At 66.9% G+C, this 17,139-nt stretch carries 18 protein-coding genes and 1 pseudogene; 16 read left to right on the top strand and 3 right to left on the bottom strand.

Translation table 11 applies throughout. The features are described 5' to 3' along the window. The first annotated feature begins 25 nt into the window (after positions 1–25). Entirely contained in the window at positions 26–1,090 is a 1,065-nt protein-coding gene (locus H276_RS0113945; protein ID WP_019971926.1) for a UDP-N-acetylmuramate dehydrogenase, read from the top strand. Between the two features lie 6 nt (positions 1,091–1,096). Next, entirely contained in the window at positions 1,097–2,422 is a 1,326-nt protein-coding gene (locus tag H276_RS0113940; RefSeq protein WP_019971925.1) for an Ig-like domain-containing protein, read from the top strand. Here the strand turns inward: H276_RS0113940 and H276_RS0113935 are convergent, their stop codons facing one another. Further along, entirely contained in the window at positions 2,423–3,172 is a 750-nt protein-coding gene (locus tag H276_RS0113935; RefSeq protein WP_019971924.1) for an SDR family NAD(P)-dependent oxidoreductase, read from the bottom strand. 215 nt (positions 3,173–3,387) lie between these two features. Here H276_RS0113935 and H276_RS23010 point away from each other — a divergent pair. The 6 genes and pseudogenes from H276_RS23010 (at position 3,388) to regX (ending at position 8,947) form a co-directional block, all read left to right on the top strand. Further along, positions 3,388–4,288, top strand: a pseudogene (locus H276_RS23010) (ROK family protein). 10 nt (positions 4,289–4,298) lie between these two features. Beyond that, complete coding sequence (mshA, locus tag H276_RS0113925) at positions 4,299–5,660, top strand: D-inositol-3-phosphate glycosyltransferase (protein WP_051111446.1); 1,362 nt, start codon at positions 4,299–4,301, stop codon at positions 5,658–5,660. Then, positions 5,657–6,166, top strand: coding sequence for a YbjN domain-containing protein (locus tag H276_RS0113920; RefSeq protein ID WP_018603773.1), 510 nt, complete (start codon positions 5,657–5,659; stop codon positions 6,164–6,166). The genes mshA and H276_RS0113920 overlap by 4 nt, the downstream gene beginning before the upstream one ends. Positions 6,167–6,179: 13 nt before the next feature. Further along, positions 6,180–6,923: a phosphoglyceromutase gene (locus tag H276_RS0113915; protein ID WP_019971920.1), complete on the top strand. Its 744-nt coding sequence runs from the start codon at positions 6,180–6,182 to the stop codon at positions 6,921–6,923. A 132-nt stretch (positions 6,924–7,055) separates the two neighbouring features. Next, positions 7,056–8,240, top strand: coding sequence for an ATP-binding protein (locus H276_RS0113910; protein WP_019971919.1), 1,185 nt, complete (start codon positions 7,056–7,058; stop codon positions 8,238–8,240). Between the two features lie 20 nt (positions 8,241–8,260). Further along, positions 8,261–8,947: a two-component sensory transduction protein RegX gene (gene regX, locus H276_RS0113905; protein ID WP_019971918.1), complete on the top strand. Its 687-nt coding sequence runs from the start codon at positions 8,261–8,263 to the stop codon at positions 8,945–8,947. Positions 8,948–8,956: 9 nt separating this feature from the next. Here regX and H276_RS0113900 read toward each other — a convergent pair whose 3' ends face one another. Further along, positions 8,957–9,733, bottom strand: coding sequence for a hypothetical protein (locus H276_RS0113900; protein WP_019971917.1), 777 nt, complete (start codon positions 9,731–9,733; stop codon positions 8,957–8,959). Between the two features lie 104 nt (positions 9,734–9,837). On the opposite strand from H276_RS0113900, the gene H276_RS0113895 reads away from it, so the two are divergent. From H276_RS0113895 to H276_RS0113865, 8 genes are all read left to right on the top strand, one after another. Further along, on the top strand, positions 9,838–10,809 hold the full coding sequence (locus H276_RS0113895; RefSeq protein ID WP_026356983.1) for a Ppx/GppA phosphatase family protein: 972 nt from the start codon (positions 9,838–9,840) through the stop codon (positions 10,807–10,809). A 30-nt stretch (positions 10,810–10,839) separates the two neighbouring features. Continuing rightward, positions 10,840–11,889 carry a hypothetical protein gene (locus H276_RS0113890; RefSeq protein ID WP_019971915.1) on the top strand — a complete coding sequence of 350 codons (1,050 nt, stop codon included), beginning with the start codon at positions 10,840–10,842 and terminating at the stop codon, positions 11,887–11,889. A 22-nt stretch (positions 11,890–11,911) separates the two neighbouring features. After that, positions 11,912–12,757 carry a sugar phosphate isomerase/epimerase gene (locus H276_RS0113885; protein WP_019971914.1) on the top strand — a complete coding sequence of 282 codons (846 nt, stop codon included), beginning with the start codon at positions 11,912–11,914 and terminating at the stop codon, positions 12,755–12,757. Positions 12,758–12,800: 43 nt separating this feature from the next. Next, complete coding sequence (proC, locus tag H276_RS0113880) at positions 12,801–13,658, top strand: pyrroline-5-carboxylate reductase (protein ID WP_155943090.1); 858 nt, start codon at positions 12,801–12,803, stop codon at positions 13,656–13,658. A gap of 138 nt (positions 13,659–13,796) precedes the next feature. Next, a complete protein-coding gene (locus H276_RS0113875) occupies positions 13,797–14,027 on the top strand; it encodes a cell division/environmental response transcriptional regulator (RefSeq protein ID WP_026256699.1) in 231 nt (76 codons plus the stop codon). Between the two features lie 89 nt (positions 14,028–14,116). After that, positions 14,117–14,218: a 30S ribosomal protein bS22 gene (locus H276_RS24125; protein WP_003402602.1), complete on the top strand. Its 102-nt coding sequence runs from the start codon at positions 14,117–14,119 to the stop codon at positions 14,216–14,218. 29 nt (positions 14,219–14,247) lie between these two features. Beyond that, on the top strand, positions 14,248–15,363 hold the full coding sequence (locus H276_RS0113870) for an SDR family oxidoreductase (protein ID WP_026356982.1): 1,116 nt from the start codon (positions 14,248–14,250) through the stop codon (positions 15,361–15,363). Positions 15,364–15,393: 30 nt separating this feature from the next. Next, positions 15,394–16,467 carry a lysophospholipid acyltransferase family protein gene (locus H276_RS0113865; RefSeq protein ID WP_231376677.1) on the top strand — a complete coding sequence of 358 codons (1,074 nt, stop codon included), beginning with the start codon at positions 15,394–15,396 and terminating at the stop codon, positions 16,465–16,467. Positions 16,468–16,556: 89 nt separating this feature from the next. On the opposite strand, the gene H276_RS0113860 is transcribed toward H276_RS0113865, so the two are convergent. Then, the gene (locus H276_RS0113860; RefSeq protein ID WP_019971910.1) at positions 16,557–17,087 is read right to left on the bottom strand and encodes a MaoC family dehydratase N-terminal domain-containing protein; all 531 of its coding nucleotides are present in this window, start codon (positions 17,085–17,087) and stop codon (positions 16,557–16,559) included. Between the last annotated feature and the right edge of the window lie 52 nt (positions 17,088–17,139).

The following is a 17,139-nucleotide window of genomic DNA, read 5'->3' as shown; positions in this document are numbered from 1 at the left end:
GCCGGTCACAGTACCGTTACCGGCCGTGGCCAGTTCGTATGTCGCCGGGGTGGCGGTCGCCGAGTCGGTCCCGCTGGCGCCCTTGACCACGCTGCGGGTCGGTCCGGTGGCGCGCCGGCTCCTGACGTGCACCAGCACCGAACAACTTGTCGGTGTGCTGCGCACAGTCGACGATCCGATCCTGGTGCTGGCCGGCGGCTCGAACGTGGTACTTGCCGATGATCTGGCCGACACCGCACCCGGGCTGATCGTGGTGCGGGTCGCCAACACCGAGATAACCGTCGAGGACAACCTCGTGCGGGCCGAGGCCGGCGCGGTGTTCGACGACGTGGTGGTGACCGCGCTGGCGCACGGTCTGGGTGGGCTGGAATGCCTCTCCGGGATACCCGGATCGGTCGGGGCCACGCCTGTGCAGAACGTCGGTGCCTACGGAACCGAGGTCGCCGACAGCATCCGCAGGGTGCGCCTGCTCGACCGGCGCAGCGGTGAAGACCGTTGGGCCGCACCGGAAGAACTGCAGTTCGCGTACCGGACCAGTGCACTCAAGCACTCCGACGCGGTCATCGTGCTCGAGGTGGAATTCGAGCTGGACCCCGAGGGACGCAGCGCCCCGCTGCGCTACCGGGAACTCGCCAACGCCCTTGGTGTCGAAACCGGCGAGCGGGCAGACCCGCTGCTGGTGCGGGAAACCGTGCTCAAGTTGCGGGCCGGCAAAGGCATGGTGCTCGATGCGCACGACCATGACACGTGGAGCGTCGGATCGTTCTTCACCAACCCGGTGGTGTCTGCGGCCGACTTCGACGCGTTGCGGAAATCGGCCGATGTGCCGCACTACCCGGCGCCCGACGGGGTGAAACTCGCTGCCGGCTGGCTTGTCGAGCACGCGGGCTTCGGCAAGGGGTTCCCCGGCGACGGCGCTCCGGCCCGGTTGTCCACCAAGCATGCGCTGGCTCTTACCAACCGGGGCGAAGCGACAAGTGCCGACGTGATTGCGCTGGCCAGAAGGGTGCAGGCAGGGGTCCGCGAGGCGTTCGGGATAGATCTCACACCCGAACCGATTCTGATTGGCTGCTCTCTGTCGGTACCCTAGGTCCACGTGAGCTCCGCCGGTTTTTTTCAGGTCCCGGCGCCGGTGATGAACCGGCGGCGGGCTCTGTCCACGCTTGCTTTCGGAGTGGGTGCAGGTGTGCTGGCAGCGTGCTCGGGAAACTCGACGCCCAAGTCCGCCCCGGTGGCCGCCCCGGCGACCCCGACCGTGACGTATCAGCCCGGTGCTGACGCGACCGATGTGATCCCGACCGCCGCAGTGGGAGTCCAGGTCGCTGACGGCTGGTTCCAGACCGTCACGCTGACCAATCCGGACGGCAAAATCGTGGCCGGAGCGCTCAACCGCGACCGCACGGCCTACGCGGTCACCGAACCGCTTGGCTACGGCATGGCCTACAAGTGGTCCGGGTCTGTGGTGGGGCACGACGGCAAGGCCGAGCAACTGCAGGCCAAGTTCAAGACCATCGACCCGCAGAAGCAGGTCAACGGGCAGTTCCAGCTCGCCGACGGTCAGGTGGTCGGGGTGGCCGCTCCGATCATCCTGCAGTTCGACGCCTCGATCAGTGATGCGGACAAGGTCACCGTCGAGAAGGCGCTCAAGGTGACCACCGATCCTCCGGTGGAGGGGAGCTGGGCCTGGCTGCCCGATGAATCCGCGGGCTCGCGCGTGCACTGGCGCACCCGCGAGTACTACCCGTCCGGAACCAAGGTCAGCGTCAACGCCCCGCTCTACGGCGTGAAGTTCGGCGACGGTGCCTACGGGGCCGCCGACTCCACGCTGAACATCGAGATCGGCCGTCGTCAGGTGGTCAAGGCCGACGCGGCCAGCCACCGTATCCAGGTGATCAGCGACGGGGGCGTGCTGTTCGACTTCCCCTGCAGCTACGGCGAGGCCGACCTGCCCCGCAACGTCACCCGCAGCGGTACCCACGTCGTCACCGAGAAGTACGCCGACTTCTACATGTCCAACCCCGCCGCGGGCTACAGCAACGTCCACGAGCGCTGGGCCGTGCGGATCTCCAACAACGGGGAGTTCATCCACGCCAACCCGGCCAGCTCGGGTGCACAAGGCAACACCAACGTCACCAACGGTTGCATCAACCTGTCTACCGACGACGCCGAGCAGTACTTCCACACCGCGGTGTACGGCGACCCGGTGGAGGTCACCGGTACGTCGATCGAGCTGTCCTACGCCGACGGCGACATCTGGGACTGGGCGATCGACTGGGACGAGTGGGTGTCCATGTCGGCAATCAACAACAAAAGGCCGCCGGAGATCCCGGTGAGCGCCCCGGCCACACCCACCGATGCGCCCACCCTCTCGGGTATCCCGACGACCACGACGCCGCCGCCGGCCCGGGGGCCGGGCGGCTAGTCAGCTCCGCCGGTTGAACCGGGTGGCCGAGGCCTGATCTCGCGGCCGGATCACGATCTGGTCCAGGTCGACGTGGCTCGGGCGGGACGCCACGAAACCGATCACCTCCGCGATGTCCTCGGCTACCAGCGGGGTGACCCCGGAATAGACGGCGTCGGCCCGCGCCGCGTCGCCGTCGAAGCGCATCAGGGAGAAGTCGGTGTGCACCATGCCCGGTGCAATCTCGGTGAGCCGCACCGGTTTTCCCAGCAGCTCACCGCGCAGGGTGCGGTGCAGGGCGCTCTGCGCATGCTTGGCGGAGGTGTACCCGCCACCGCCGTCGTAGATCTCGAGCGCCGCGATCGAGGTGACCGTCACGATCAGCCCGTCGCCGGAGGCTTCCAGGGCGGGCAGCAGCGCCCGGGTCACCCGCAGTGTGCCGAGCACGTTGGTCTCCCACATCCAGCGCCAATGGTCCAGGTCCGCGGCGGCCACAGGCTCCAGGCCCCTGGCTCCGCCTGCGTTGTTGACCAGCACGTCGACTCGGTCCAGGCCGGCCGCCAGCTCGTCGACCGCGTCGTCGTCGGTGACGTCCGTCATGATCGCCGTACCCCCGATCTCGGCGGCGACGGCCTCGATCCGGTCGGCGCGGCGGGCCACGCAGACTACGTGAAATCCAAGGGCGGCAAGGGTTTTGGCGGTCGCGGCACCGATGCCCGCGCTGGCACCGGTCACCACCGCCACCCGGCGGTCGTTGTGCGGGGTCGTCATCTGCCCAACCTTAATCGGCGTGCTAAGTTCTCCGTATGTCTCGGAGTTCTCAGGCTGCCATCGCGCAACATGCGTGTTGTTGTCGCGCACCCCGCCGCGCCTGATTCGAACCCGGACATCGTTTTCCCGTCTTGCTGAGTCGCCAGGTGTGGTCCCTGCCGACCTCCCGTAAGGACATTTCACGTGACCACCGCAACTGCTGCTGCTCCGCTCCGCTGCGTCGTCCCACCCGCGGTGGCAGCGCGCACGCCAAGCGCGTGCTGACTCCCGCAAGTGCCCGCTACCCGCAATCGCGGCTGCTGCACATCGTCGCGCCGTCGCTCAAGGTCGCCGACGCGGCCGCGGCCTCGGTGTTCAGCGCCGTGCGGATGCGCGGCCCGATCGCCCGTGACGCCATCGCCCAGCACACCCAGCTGAGCATCGCCACGGTGAATCGCCAGGTGACCGCCCTGTTGGAGGCCGGCGTCCTGCGTGAACGCGCCGATCTCGCCGTTTCGGGTGCCATCGGGCGCCCGCGGGCCGGCCGCCGAGACCGGCCAGGCCAGGACCAGTCTGTACGTGTACGCCCGCGAAACCGTGGGCTACGCGCTGTCCATCGACGGCCGCGTGCATTCCCCCGCCAGCGGGCCGGGAACCATCGCCGGCCTGCCCGCACAGTCCCAATTGCTGGGTGGCACAGGGCAATTGGAATCGACAGTGAGCGACGAGGCGGTGCTGACCGCAGCCCGCAAGCTACGCATCGTGCCTGCCGACGGGCCGGCGTCGACCCTGCCGGCAGTGCTGCGCGCGGCCCGCACCGGCAATACACAGGCCGTCGAGCTGTTGACCGATCGGGCCCGCGTGCTCGGCGAAGCCGTCGCGCTGCTGCGCGACATGCTCAACCCCGACGATCTGGTCGTCGGCGGCCAGGCCTTCACCGAATACCCCGAAGGCATGGCCGCAGTGGAGTCTGCATTCGCCGAGCGGTCGGTGCTGGCGTCGCGCGACATCCGCGTGACGGCATTCGGCAACCGGGTGCAGGAGGCCGGCGCGGGCATCGTGTCACTGGCCGGGCTGTACACCGACCCGATCGGTGCCATGCGGCGCGCTCAGACCCGCCGATCTGCAGCGGTGTAAACATAACGGTGTGCGCCTAACTCCAGACGGCTCCGACGTTTCCCAACAACGGCCGCGCTCTGACGGGCCGCGTCGGGTCGCCGTGCTCTCCGTGCACACCTCGCCGCTGGCTCAGCCCGGCACGGGTGACGCCGGCGGAATGAACGTCTACGTGCTGCAGACGGCCCTGCAACTGGCCCGCCGCGGCGTCGAAGTGGAGATCTTCACCCGGGCCACCTCCTCGTCCGACGCCCCGACCGTCGCGGTGGCCCCGGGCGTGCTGGTGCGCAACGTGGTGGCCGGCCCGTTCGAGGGGCTGGACAAATACGACCTGCCCACCCAGCTGTGTGCGCTCACCGCCGGGGTGTTGCGTGCCGAGGCCACTCACGAACCCGGCTACTACGACGTCGTGCATTCGCACTACTGGCTGTCCGGACAGGTGGGGTGGCTGGCCAGGGACCGCTGGGCGGTGCCGCTGGTGCACACCGCGCACACTCTGGCCGCCGTCAAGAACGCCGCCCTGGCCGAGGGGGACTCGCCTGAGCCGCCGCTGCGGGCAGTGGGCGAACAGCAGGTGGTCGACGAGGCCGACCGGCTTATCGTCAACACCGAAAACGAAGCGCAGCAGCTTGTTTCGCTGCATCAGGCCGATCCCACGCGCATCGATGTGGTGTATCCGGGCGTCGACCTCGACGTGTTCACCCCGGGGGACCGGCAGGCCGCCCGAGCGGCCCTGGGTCTGCCTGCGGGCGAGCAGGTGGTGGCCTTCGTAGGCCGGATCCAGCCGCTCAAGGCGCCTGACATCCTGCTACGGGCGGCGGCCAAGTTGCTGCGCACGCGAGGAGCGAAAGGGTCAAAGCTGCGGGTGCTGGTGGCAGGCGGCCCATCCGGCAGTGGCCTCGCCGCGCCCGACACCCTCGTTCGGCTGGCCGACGAATTGGGTATAACCGATCGGGTGACGTTCCTGCCACCACAGTCGCGGGCCGAGTTGGTCAATGTGTACCGCGCCGCCGATCTTGTTGCCGTGCCGAGCTATTCGGAGTCGTTCGGTCTGGTCGCCATCGAGGCACAGGCCTGCGGGACGCCCGTGGTGGCCGCCGCGGTCGGGGGACTGCCCGTCGCCGTGCGTGACGGTGTCTCCGGCGCCCTGGTCGACGGGCACGACATCGACGACTGGGCGGCGGCGATCGACGACGTGCTGCAGCGTGATCCGGTCGTGCTGAGCCGGGCCGCAGAAGCTCATGCCGACGGATTCTCCTGGGCGCACACGGCCGACGCACTGCTGGCCAGCTACACCCGGGCGATGAGCGATTACCGGTCCCGGGAAACCCGTCCCGCCGCGGCGCGCCGGTCCGGCCGCAGGTTCTCGATGCGCCGGGGTATCCGGGCATGACGGTGCAGCAACTGATCGAGGACACCCTCGACGAGCACGGCCTGGAGTACAGCCGCCACCGCGGAGCGCACGGCGGACCGCCTGGTCTGGTGGTGGCGCTGCCGGGGGAGCGCAAGCTCAAGACCAACACCATTCTGAGCATCGGCGAACACTCAGTACGGATCGAGGCGTTCGTCTGCCGCAAGCCCGACGAGAACTTCGAGGGCGTATACCGGTTCCTGCTCAAGCGCAACCGCCGGCTCTACGGCGTTGCCTACACCCTCGACAACGTCGGGGACATCTATCTGGTGGGCCGGATGCCTTTGGAGGCCGTCACTGCCGACGAGATCGACCGCGTGCTCGGACAGGTGCTCGAAGCCGTCGACTCGGACTTCAACACGCTGCTGGAGCTCGGTTTTCGGACGTCGATCCAGAGGGAGTGGGACTGGCGGGTGTCGCGCGGTGAGTCGCTGCGCAACCTCAAGGCATTCGAGCATCTGATCGACGGCGATCACAAGCCGCTGTGAAAGGATAACCGCCATGCCGACGCTGATCTTGCTCCGCCATGGTGAGTCCGACTGGAACCAGAAGAACCTGTTCACCGGATGGGTGGACGTCGATCTCACCGAAAAGGGCCGCGCAGAAGCGGTCCGTGGTGGCGAACTGCTGGCCGAGCAGGGGGTGCTGCCCGACGTGGTGTTCACCTCGCTGCTGCGTCGTGCCATCAACACGGCGAACCTCGCGTTGGACAAGGCCGACCGGCATTGGATCCCGGTGCAGCGGGACTGGCGGCTCAACGAGCGGCACTACGGTGCGCTGCAGGGCCTCGACAAGGCGGCCACCAAAGAGAAGTACGGCGAAGAGCAGTTCATGGCGTGGCGGCGCAGCTACGACACGCCGCCGCCACCGATCGAGAAGGGCAGCGAGTTCAGCCAGGATGCCGATCCGCGGTACGCCGACATCGACGGCGGGCCGCTGACCGAATGCCTCAAGGACGTGGTGGCCCGGTTCGTGCCGTACTACGAGTCCACGATCGTGCCCGAGTTGCAAGCCGGCAAGACCGTGCTGATCGTCGCCCACGGAAACTCGCTGCGCGCGCTGGTCAAGTATCTCGACGGGATGTCGGACGACGACGTCGTCGAGCTGAACATCCCGACCGGTGTCCCGCTGCGCTACGACCTGGACGAGAGCCTCAAGCCGCTGGTGGCAGGCGGGGAGTACCTGGATCCCGAGGCCGCGGCCGCGGGTGCGGCCGCCGTCGCAGCCCAGGGCGCCAAGAAGTAAGTCCGGACATTCGGCAAACAGCCGGTGAACCCCGGTAAACATAGACCGAACTGTTGTGTTTGGTTGTGTGACTTGTCCCGATTTGGCTGCACTCTGCTGGGATGACTTTCACCGGATGCGTACGATTTTTGCGTGGGTGTTGTGTCGGCGCTATTGCTGACTGTGGTCGTCGCAGCGCTTGCGTTGGCCCTGGGGCTGGGCATCGGAGCCGGGCTGATACCGCGGATCAGGGCCGGACGAGACCTGCAGGCCGCCGACGAGGCCGGTCTGACCGTCTCGCAGATGCTGCAGCACATCGTGTCGCTCTCACCGGTCGGCATCGTGGTGGTCGACACGTTCAACGACGTGGTCTACACCAACGACCGGGCCGATGAGCTGGGCGTGGTGCGAGACCGTCTGCTCGACGAACGGGCCTGGCGCGCTGCCGAGCAGATGTTCGCCACCGGTCACGACATCGAGGTCGACCTCTCACCCCGCAAGGTGGCCAACCCGGGCCGGTCGGGCCTCTCGGTGCGAGGCACGGTCAAACTGCTCACCGACCACGACCGGCGGTTCGCCGTCGTCTATGCCGACGACCAGTCCGAGCACGCGAGAATGGAAGCGACTCGGCGTGATTTCGTGGCCAACGTCAGTCACGAGCTGAAGACCCCGGTGGGGGCGCTGGGCGTGCTGGCCGAAGCCCTGCTGGCCTCGGCTGACGACCCTGACACCGTGCGGCACTTCGCCAACAAGATGCTCGCCGAATCACACCGGCTCGCCGACATGGTGGGCGAGCTCATCGAGCTGTCCCGGCTGCAGGGTGGCGAACGGCTGCCCGACCTGGACGCCGTCGACGTCGACACCGTGGTGGCCGAGGCGTTGTCCCGGCACAAGGTGGCCGCCGACAACGCCGACATCTCCATCACCACCGACGCCCCGACCGGTTACCGGGTGCTGGGCGACGAAGCCCTGCTGGTGACCGCCATCGCCAACCTGGTCTCCAATGCGATTGCGTACTCGCCTAACGGTTCCGGTGTGTCCATCAGCCGCCGCCGGCGCGGGGGCAACGTCGAGATCGCGGTGACCGACCGTGGGATCGGCATCGCCAAGGCCGACCAGGAGCGGGTGTTCGAGCGGTTCTTCCGGGTGGACAAGGCGCGGTCACGGGCCACCGGCGGCACCGGACTCGGGTTGGCCATCGTCAAACATGTGGCGGCCAATCACAACGGAACGATCCGGCTGTGGAGTCAGCCGGGAACCGGGTCGACGTTCACGTTGTCGATCCCCGCGTACCCCCATCACGACCGATATCACGATGAATCCGACGATGTAGCCTAATGAGAGGACCGATTACTTCGATGACCAGCGTGTTGATCGTTGAGGACGAGGAGTCGCTGGCCGATCCCCTGGCATTCCTGCTCCGCAAGGAGGGTTTCGAGACCACCGTGGTGGCCGACGGTCCTTCCGCCCTAGCCGAATTCGACCGTTCCGGCGCCGATATCGTGCTGCTGGACCTGATGCTGCCGGGGATGAGCGGCACCGACGTCTGCAAGCAGCTGCGGTCCCGCTCGAGCGTGCCGGTGATCATGGTGACCGCCCGGGACAGTGAGATCGACAAGGTCGTGGGGCTCGAACTGGGCGCCGACGACTATGTCACCAAGCCGTATTCGGCGCGTGAGCTGATCGCGCGGATCCGGGCCGTGCTGCGCCGCGGATCGGACTCCGACGACACAGCAGCCGGCGACGGCGTGCTGGAAGCCGGCCCGGTCCGCATGGATGTCGAACGCCACGTGGTCAGCGTCAACGGGGAGCAGATCACGTTGCCGCTCAAGGAATTCGACCTGCTCGAATACCTGATGCGCAACAGCGGCCGAGTACTCACCCGCGGTCAGCTCATCGACCGCGTGTGGGGTGCCGACTACGTCGGCGACACCAAAACCCTTGACGTGCATGTCAAGCGGCTGCGCTCCAAGATCGAGGCCGATCCGGCCAACCCGGTGCATCTGGTCACGGTGCGCGGGCTGGGTTACAAGCTGGAGGGCTGAGGCCGGCTCCTACTCGGCCGCGCGGGTGGCCGGGTGGATCGCAATGAGCCCCAAGCTGCTGCGCCGCTTGCACATTGCGGCCAGCTCCGCATAGGCCTTCTCGCCGAGGAGTGCCGTCAGTTCGGGTGCGTAGGACTCCCACACCTGTTTGGTGCCGACGTGCGCGGCCGGATCGCCGGTGCAGTACCAGTGCAGATCCGCGCCGCCCTCGCCCCAGCCGCGCCGGTCGTACTCGGTGATGACGGTCCGCAGCACCTGTGTGCCGTCGGGCCGGGTCAGCCAGTCCTGACTGCGCCGAATCGGCAACTGCCAGCACACATCAGGCTTCATCGTCAGCGGTTCGACGCCGATCTTGAGCGCCTTGCTGTGCAGCGCGCAGCCGATCCCGCCCGGGAAACCGGGCCGATTCAGGAAGATGCAGGCGCCCTTGTACTTTCGGGTGCGCAGATTGGGCTGGCCGTCGTACTCGTCGTCTTCCAGATAGCCCTTGCGCCCCAAACCCTTGTCGCGGAACTGCCAATCGGAATCGGTGAGCTGTTTGACCGCGTCATCGAGCCGGGCCCGATCGTCGTCGTCGGACAGGAACGCACCGTGCGAGCAGCACCCGTCATCGGGGCGGCCGGCCACCGTGCCCTGGCAGGCCGGTGTACCGAACACGCACGTCCAGCGGGACAACAACCAGGTCATGTCGGCCGCGATGAGATGCTCCGCGTCGTCGGGGTCGTAGAACTCCACCCACTCGCGCGCAAAGTCCAGTTCGACTTCCCCGGGATGCACGTCCGTCACGGTCGGAAACGCTACTCGTATCCGGCTGAACCCGACTTATTTCGCGATCGCGTCTCGGCGGTACCGGGCACGGAAGCCGACAGGTCACCCGATAGGTTTGGGGCGTGCGGTTAGGCGTGCTCGATGTGGGCAGTAACACGGTCCATCTACTCGTGGTGGACGCTCATCGCGGTGGCCATCCGACCCCGATGAGTTCGACCAAGGCGGCATTGCGGCTGGCCGAGGCCATCGACTCGTCCGGCAAGCTCACCCGGCGCGGTGCGGACAAGCTGATCGAGACCGTCGACGAGTTCGCCAAAATCGCCACCAGCTCCGGATGCGCCGAGCTCATGACGTTTGCCACGTCGGCGGTGCGCGATGCCACCAATTCCGAGGACGTGCTGGCCAGGGTGCGGTCGGAGACCGGCGTCAGCCTGCGCGTGCTCAGCGGGGTAGACGAATCCCGGCTGACGTTCCTGGCGGTGCGCCGCTGGTACGGCTGGAGTGCGGGCCGGATCGTCAACATCGACATCGGCGGCGGTTCGCTGGAACTTTCCAGCGGTGTCGACGAGGAGCCCGAGGTGGCGCTCTCGCTGCCGCTGGGCGCAGGCCGGTTGACCCGGGAGTGGTTGCCCGACGATCCACCCGGCCGGCGTCGTGTCGCGATGCTGCGGGATTGGCTCGCGACCGAGCTGTCCGAGGCCGGCACGACCATGGGCGCCGCCGGTCGTCCTGATCTGGCTGTGGCCACCTCGAAGACCTTCCGATCACTGGCCAGATTGACGGGTTCGGCACCCTCGGGGGCGGGCCCGCGGGTCAAGCGGACACTCACCGCGGCCGGATTAAGACAGCTCATAGCTTTCATCTCTAGGATGACGGCGGCAGACCGTGCCGAACTGGAAGGGGTGAGTGCCGAGCGGGCGCCACAGATCGTGGCCGGAGCTTTGGTAGCTGAAGCCAGCATGCGGGCCCTCGAAGTCGAATCAGTCGATATTTGCCCGTGGGCGTTGCGGGAGGGGCTGATTCTGCGGAAACTCGACAGCGAGGCCGACGGCACCGCCCTGGTGCAGACACCGACGCGGGATGTTGGACGTTAGGAATAGCTAGCCCCAAAGGCAATACAGGACATGACTGGACCAGAAGACAGCCTCGCCACCCGGCCGATCTCGGTTGCGGAACTGCTGGCAAAGAACGGCACCATCGGCGCGCCGCCCGTCGGCGGACGCCGGCGGCGGCGCCGGGGCAACAGCGACGCCGTGACGGTCGCCGAACTCACCGGTGAGATCCCGATCGTCGTAGAACGGGCCGACGAGCCGGAGGAATCTCCCGCGGAGCAGCCTGCCGAGACGAACGAGACGAAGCAGCCGACCGCGCCGGATGACGCCGAGGTGGTCAGTGTCGTCCCGTCCGAGTCCGACGAGGCCGATGGGACTGACGCGACCGACGAGACCGACGACGCGGAAGCGCAGTCCGAGGTCCCGGCCGATGCGGTGACCGACGCGGAAAGCGACTACCAGGCCCACCTGGAGGCGCGCGACGCCGATCCGGAGCCGGTCGAGTTCAAGCCGAGCACGCGCCGACCGCAGTACCAGAGTGCGCTGCGTGACTACCGGCCGTCGGGCACCGGGGCCGAGCGCATGAGTCCGGATTTCCTGGACGAGACAGAAGACGACGACGATTCCACCGAAGACGACAACCGGCCCACGTATCTGGGCTCTACGCTGGGTCCGCTCTTCGGCGGCCAGTCAGTCGCCGAAGACGTGGACCGTCGGCGCGGCCCCGGGCCCGAGGACATCGATCTCGACGACCGTGACGAGCACGATGAGCCCGACGACGACGCCGAGCCCGACGAAACCCACGATCTCGACGAGCACGATGAACACGATGAAGATGACTCCGGGACCGCATCGGGCGGCTCGACTGTGGTGCGAGGCTTGTGGGTGGTCGGTCAGTGCATCATCGCGGTGGCCTTCGGGGCCGGCCTGTTCATCGCGTTCGATCAGCTGTGGAAGTGGAACACCATCGTCGCGCTGATGCTCGGCGTCCTGGTCATTCTCGGCCTGGCCGGGGGAGTGCGGGTGGTCCGCAAGACCGAGGACATCGGCAGCACCCTGACCGCGGTGGCCGTGGGTGCGCTAGTCACGTTCGGGCCTCTGGCACTACTGCAGGCGAGCTGATAAGCCGGTAGACAGTTACCTCGTGCGCCCTGCCATCAAGGTCGGCCTGTCCACTGCCTCGGTCTATCCACTGAGGACCGAGGCCGCTTTCGAACACGCGGCCCGGCTCGGGTACGACGGCGTCGAACTCATGGTGTGGGCGGAATCCGTCAGCCAGGACATAGAAGCCATTGCGGCCATGTCCACTCGCTACGACATGCCGGTGCTGTCGGTGCATGCGCCGTGCCTGCTGATCTCCCAGCGCGTGTGGGGTGCCAATCCGATACCCAAGCTCGAACGCAGCGTGCGCGCCGCCGAACAGCTGGGTGCCCAGACCGTCGTGGTGCATCCGCCATTCCGCTGGCAGCGCCGCTACGCCGACGGATTCAGCGAGCAGGTGGCGGCGCTTGAGGCCGACAGCGACGTGATGATCGCGGTGGAGAACATGTTCCCGTTTCGCTCCGACCGCTTCTTCGGCGCGGGCTCAACGTCCATCGAGAGGATGCGAAAGCGCGGCGGTAAGCCAGGACCCGGCATCTCCGCGTTCGCTCCGTCCTACGACCCGCTGGACGGCAATCACGCCCACTACACGCTCGACCTCAGCCACAGTGCGACCGCGGGCACCGACGCACTGGACATGGCCCGCCGGATGGGTGACGGGTTGGTGCATCTGCACCTGTGCGACGGCAACGGCGCATCAACCGACGAGCACCTGGTCCCCGGCCGCGGTACCCAGCCCACCGCCGAGGTGTGCCAGATGCTGGCGGGTGGGGATTTCTCGGGGCACGTGATCCTGGAGGTCACCACGTCCAGCGCACGCACGACCACCGAGCGGGACGCGCTGTTGACCGAGTCACTGCAGTTCGCCCGGGCCCATCTGATGCGCTGAGGCGTCGGTTCGGTCCGCGGTCGGTCATGCAATGCTGTGGCCCATGTCGAGAATCGCGATCATCGGTGGCGGAAGCATGGGCGAAGCCCTGCTGTCCGGCTTGTTACGGGCTGGGCGGCAGGTCAAGGATCTGGTGGTCGCCGAGAAGCATCCCGACCGGGCCAAGTATCTGGCGGAGAAGTACTCGGTGCTGGTCACCTCAGTGGCCGACGCCGCGGATAACGCCGCCTACGTCGTCGTCGCGGTCAAGCCCAGCGATGTGGAATCCGTGGTCGACGAGATCGCCGGCGTCGCGGCACAGGCCGAGGGTGAGACCGAGCAGGTGTTCGTCTCCATCGCCGCAGGCGTGGGCACCCCCTTCTACGAGGCCAAACTGCCCGCTGGAGCACCCGTGATCCGCGTCATGCCCAATACGCCCATCCTGGTCGGCGGCGGCATCAGCGCGATGGCTCCCGGGCGATTCGCCACCCCCGAACAGCTCAAAGAGGTCGCGGCAATCTTCGACGCCGTCGGCGGGGTCATCACCGTCGCCGAGGCGCAACTGGACGCCGTCACGGCGGTCTCGGGTTCTGGGCCGGCGTACTTCTTCCTGATGGTCGAGGCACTCGTGGATGCCGGCGTGGCGTCCGGGTTGTCGCGTGCGGTGGCGACGGATCTGGTGGTTCAGACGATGGCCGGATCGGCCGCGATGCTGCTGGAACGCCTCGATGAGGTGAATGCCGCCGGAGGCGCCGCGCTGGACACCACGGCTGCGTCGCTGCGCGCCATGGTGACCTCCCCGGCCGGCACCACTGCCGCTGGGCTGCGTGAACTCGAGCGCGGCGGGTTCCGGGCGGCTCTGGCCAACGCCGTCGAGGCTGCGAAAACACGTTCTGAGCAGCTAGGAATTACAGCAGAGTAATTAGGTAATTTCCGACGGATTAGCCCACACCCGTCGCAGTAACCCCACCTGCCACGCTATTCTCCCTTTGTATGCGCGGATTGGTGCCAGCGGTGGGGAAGCCGCTGGAACTGTCCGTGCCTGATTGATTGGGTTGCGATGACGTCTATGAACGGGCCATCGGCGCGGGATTCGGCTGGCGACGGTCAGCCTCGAGCTCAATTTCTCACAGTCGCCGAGGTGGCGAACCTGATGAGGGTGTCGAAGATGACGGTGTACCGGTTGGTGCACAACGGCGAGTTGCCTGCGGTACGGGTGGGGCGCTCGTTCCGCGTGCATGCCAAGGCGGTCCACGATCTGCTGGAGACCTCCTACTTCGACGCGGGCTAAGCGGCAGCCGTTTTCTGTTTCCCTGGTTGACCCGGGTAAAGTGACCGGGTCAACCAATAGCTGTCTAGGTAGCGGAGTCACCGGGATTTATGGGTTCAGTCATCAAGAAGCGTCGTAAGCGCATGTCGAAGAAGAAGCACCGCAAGCTGCTTCGACGCACTCGGGTGCAGCGCAGAAAGCTCGGCAAGTAGCTTTCAGGCCCGGCCGTTAGGCTAAGTCGATGGATTCTGATGGTCGAGGGCGCTCGCCAGGCAACACCGGTGGTTCAGGTGGCACAGAATCCACCGACGCGGCGCCCCATCCCAAGGTGGTTCTGGTCACGGGGGCCTGCCGGTTCCTCGGCGGTTATCTGACCGCGAGGCTGGCGCAGAATCCGTTGATCAGCCATGTGATCGCGGTAGACGCGATCACGCCGAGCAAGGATCTGCTCCGTCGGATGGGTCGGGCCGAGTTCGTCCGGGCCGATATCCGTAACCCGTTCATCGCCAAGGTGATCCGGAACGGGGACGTCGACACCGTGGTGCATGCCGCGGCTGCGTCGTACGCGCCCCGATCCGGCGGCCGAGCCACGTTGAAGGAACTCAACGTGATGGGTGCGATCCAGCTGTTCGCAGCTTGTCAGAAGACACCGTCGGTACGCCGGGTGGTGCTGAAGTCGACCTCCGAGGTGTACGGCTCGAGTTCTCGCGACCCGGTGATGTTCACCGAGGACACCAGCGCCCGCCGGCCGCCCGGCGAAGGGTTCGCGCGCGACAGCATCGACATCGAGGGGTATGCCCGCGGGCTGGCCCGGCGGCGTCCCGATATCGCGGTGACCATCCTGCGGCTTGCCAACATGATCGGGCCCGCGATGGACACCGCGCTGTCGCGGTACCTGGCCGGCCCGGTCGTGCCCACGGTGATCGGGCATGACGCCCGGCTGCAGCTGTTGCACGAGCAGGACGCGCTGGGGGCATTGGAGCGGGCCACGGTCGCGGGTAGGCCCGGCACGTTCAACATCGGTGGCTCGGGCATCATCATGATGAGCCAGGCCATCCGTCGATCGGGCCGGCTGCCACTGCCGGTGCCACGTTCGGCACTGGCCGTTGCGGATTCGCTGAGCCGGGCGACCCACAGCACCGAACTCGACCGGGAACAGCTGAACTATCTCAGCTACGGCCGGGTCATGGACACTGCGCGTATGCACAGGGATCTGGGCTACAGTCCAAAGTGGACGACGGCCGAGGCATTCGACGATTACGTCCGGGGTCGTGGTTTGACATCGATCCTCGACCCGCGATGGGTACGCTCGATGGAGAGTAGCGCCGTGGCGATGGCGCAGCGTTGGGGACGATGACTATCAGCTTTACCGGGGTGGGGAGAAGGTATCGACGTGGCGGGCGAACCTAAGGCCAAAGTCATTCCGCTACATGGGAATTCAAATCGCGCGACAGCAGCGCGCCGGATGGCTCAACGGTCCGAGAGCGCTCGGCGGCATCCGTCTGTGCTGGCTGATCCCGGCATGCACGCATCCGCAGAACAGCTCGCGGCCGTGGTGCGTGAGATCGACGAACGACGGGGCTTCGCGTCGGGTGCGCCGATCGTCGACGACACCCCGACCGAGCTTGCCAGGCAGATCGCCGCGGTGGGCGAATTCGTCCGCAAACGGATGGCCGGCGACTACGCCGTCGACGAGTTCGGCTTCGACGAACACCTCACCAACGCTATCTTTCTGCCTTTGCTGAGAGTACTTTTCCGGTCATGGTTCCGGGTCGAGGTGTCCGGTATCGAGAACCTGCCCGAGACCGGCGCCGCGCTGATCGTCGCCAACCACGCCGGGGTGTTGCCGTTCGACGGGCTGATGACTTCGGTGGCGGTGCACGACCACCACCCTGCGCACCGCGATCTGCGACTGCTTGCCGCCGACCTGGTTTTCGACCTGCCGATGCTGGGCCAGCTCGCCCGCAAGGCGGGTCACACCGTGGCTTGCACCACCGATGCACACCGGCTGTTGGCCAACGGCGAGCTCACCGCGGTGTTCCCGGAAGGCTTCAAGGGCCTGGGCAAGAACTTCAAAGACCGTTACAAGCTGCAGCGTTTCGGCCGTGGCGGCTTCGTTTCCGCGGCGCTGCGGGCCAAGGCACCCATCGTGCCGTGCTCGATCGTGGGCTCCGAGGAGATCTACCCCATGGTCGCCGACGTGAAGTTGCTCGCCCGGTTGCTGGGCCTGCCGTACTTCCCGGTCACGCCGTTGTTCCCGCTGGCCGGTCCGGCCGGGCTGGTCCCGCTGCCGTCCAAGTGGCACATCCAGTTCGGGGAGCCGATCGCGACGGCGGGCTACGACGAGAGTGCGGCCGACGATCCGATGGTCACCTTCGAGCTGACCGACCAGGTTCGCGAGACCATTCAGCAGACGCTCTACCAGCTGCTGGCCGGCCGCCGGAACATGTTCTTCGGCTGACTTTTCTCCGCCGAGCAGACACTGCAGTACCCGAAAAACGGCGTGTCGGGGTACCTACACGTCTTCTCGCGGGGGATGGTGAGGCACGCTCAGGCGTTTTGCCCAGCAATCATCTTGGCGATCGCGGCGTCGCGCGCCGCGGCGATCTGCGAGCTGATCTCACCCGCCTCGTCGGGGTGCGCGGCTTCGCCCAGCATCGTGACGATGCTGGTGGCCACCGGTTTGCCGTCGTCGTCGGTCACCTCGGCGCGAACCTCACAGATCACGGTCCCGTGCGACTCGATGACGGAGTCCAGGTAGGAGTCGAACCACAGCCGGTCACCGACCATGATCGGACGATGGAAGATCAGCTTCTGGTCCCGGTGCAGCACCCGCTCCAGGTTGATCGGGATGTCGAACTTGTCGAACAGTTCCAGCTGGACCCGGCGCCCGGCCACCGCCAGAAAGGTCACCGACGCCACAACCGCGTCGTGACCGTACTCCTTGGCCGCCTCCGCGGTGAAGTGGGCGGGATGGTCGTCCTTGACCGCGTTGGCGAATTCACGGACCTTCTCCCGGCCGACCTCGAAATAGTCGGGGTACCGAAAGTGGGTCCCGATGATGTCGCTGGCGATACTCATGTGCTCGCGCTCTCCCGCTCAAACGTGCCTGGCGGGCCGAAGCCTATCAGCG

Origin of the sequence: Mycobacterium sp. 141 (genome assembly GCF_000382405.1) — a bacterium.
Taxonomy (GTDB): Bacteria; Actinomycetota; Actinomycetes; order Mycobacteriales; family Mycobacteriaceae; genus Mycobacterium.
Note: the sequence above shows the minus strand (reverse complement) of the source record. Positions and strands in the feature narration are given on the sequence as shown.

Excerpts from the sequence above, each read along its gene's own strand:
- H276_RS0113935 (WP_019971924.1), bottom strand. The coding sequence starts at position 3,172 with ATGACGACCCCGCACAACGACCGCCGGGTGGCGGTGGTGACCGGTGCC.
- H276_RS0113915 (WP_019971920.1), top strand. The coding sequence starts at position 6,180 with ATGCCGACGCTGATCTTGCTCCGCCATGGTGAGTCCGACTGGAACCAG.
- H276_RS24125 (WP_003402602.1), top strand. The coding sequence starts at position 14,117 with ATGGGTTCAGTCATCAAGAAGCGTCGTAAGCGCATGTCGAAGAAGAAG.
- H276_RS0113860 (WP_019971910.1), bottom strand. The coding sequence starts at position 17,087 with ATGAGTATCGCCAGCGACATCATCGGGACCCACTTTCGGTACCCCGAC.
- proC (WP_155943090.1), top strand. The coding sequence starts at position 12,801 with ATGTCGAGAATCGCGATCATCGGTGGCGGAAGCATGGGCGAAGCCCTG.
- H276_RS0113920 (WP_018603773.1), top strand. The coding sequence starts at position 5,657 with ATGACGGTGCAGCAACTGATCGAGGACACCCTCGACGAGCACGGCCTG.
- regX (WP_019971918.1), top strand. The coding sequence starts at position 8,261 with ATGACCAGCGTGTTGATCGTTGAGGACGAGGAGTCGCTGGCCGATCCC.
- H276_RS0113870 (WP_026356982.1), top strand. The coding sequence starts at position 14,248 with ATGGATTCTGATGGTCGAGGGCGCTCGCCAGGCAACACCGGTGGTTCA.
- H276_RS0113890 (WP_019971915.1), top strand. The coding sequence starts at position 10,840 with ATGACTGGACCAGAAGACAGCCTCGCCACCCGGCCGATCTCGGTTGCG.
- H276_RS0113875 (WP_026256699.1), top strand. The coding sequence starts at position 13,797 with ATGACGTCTATGAACGGGCCATCGGCGCGGGATTCGGCTGGCGACGGT.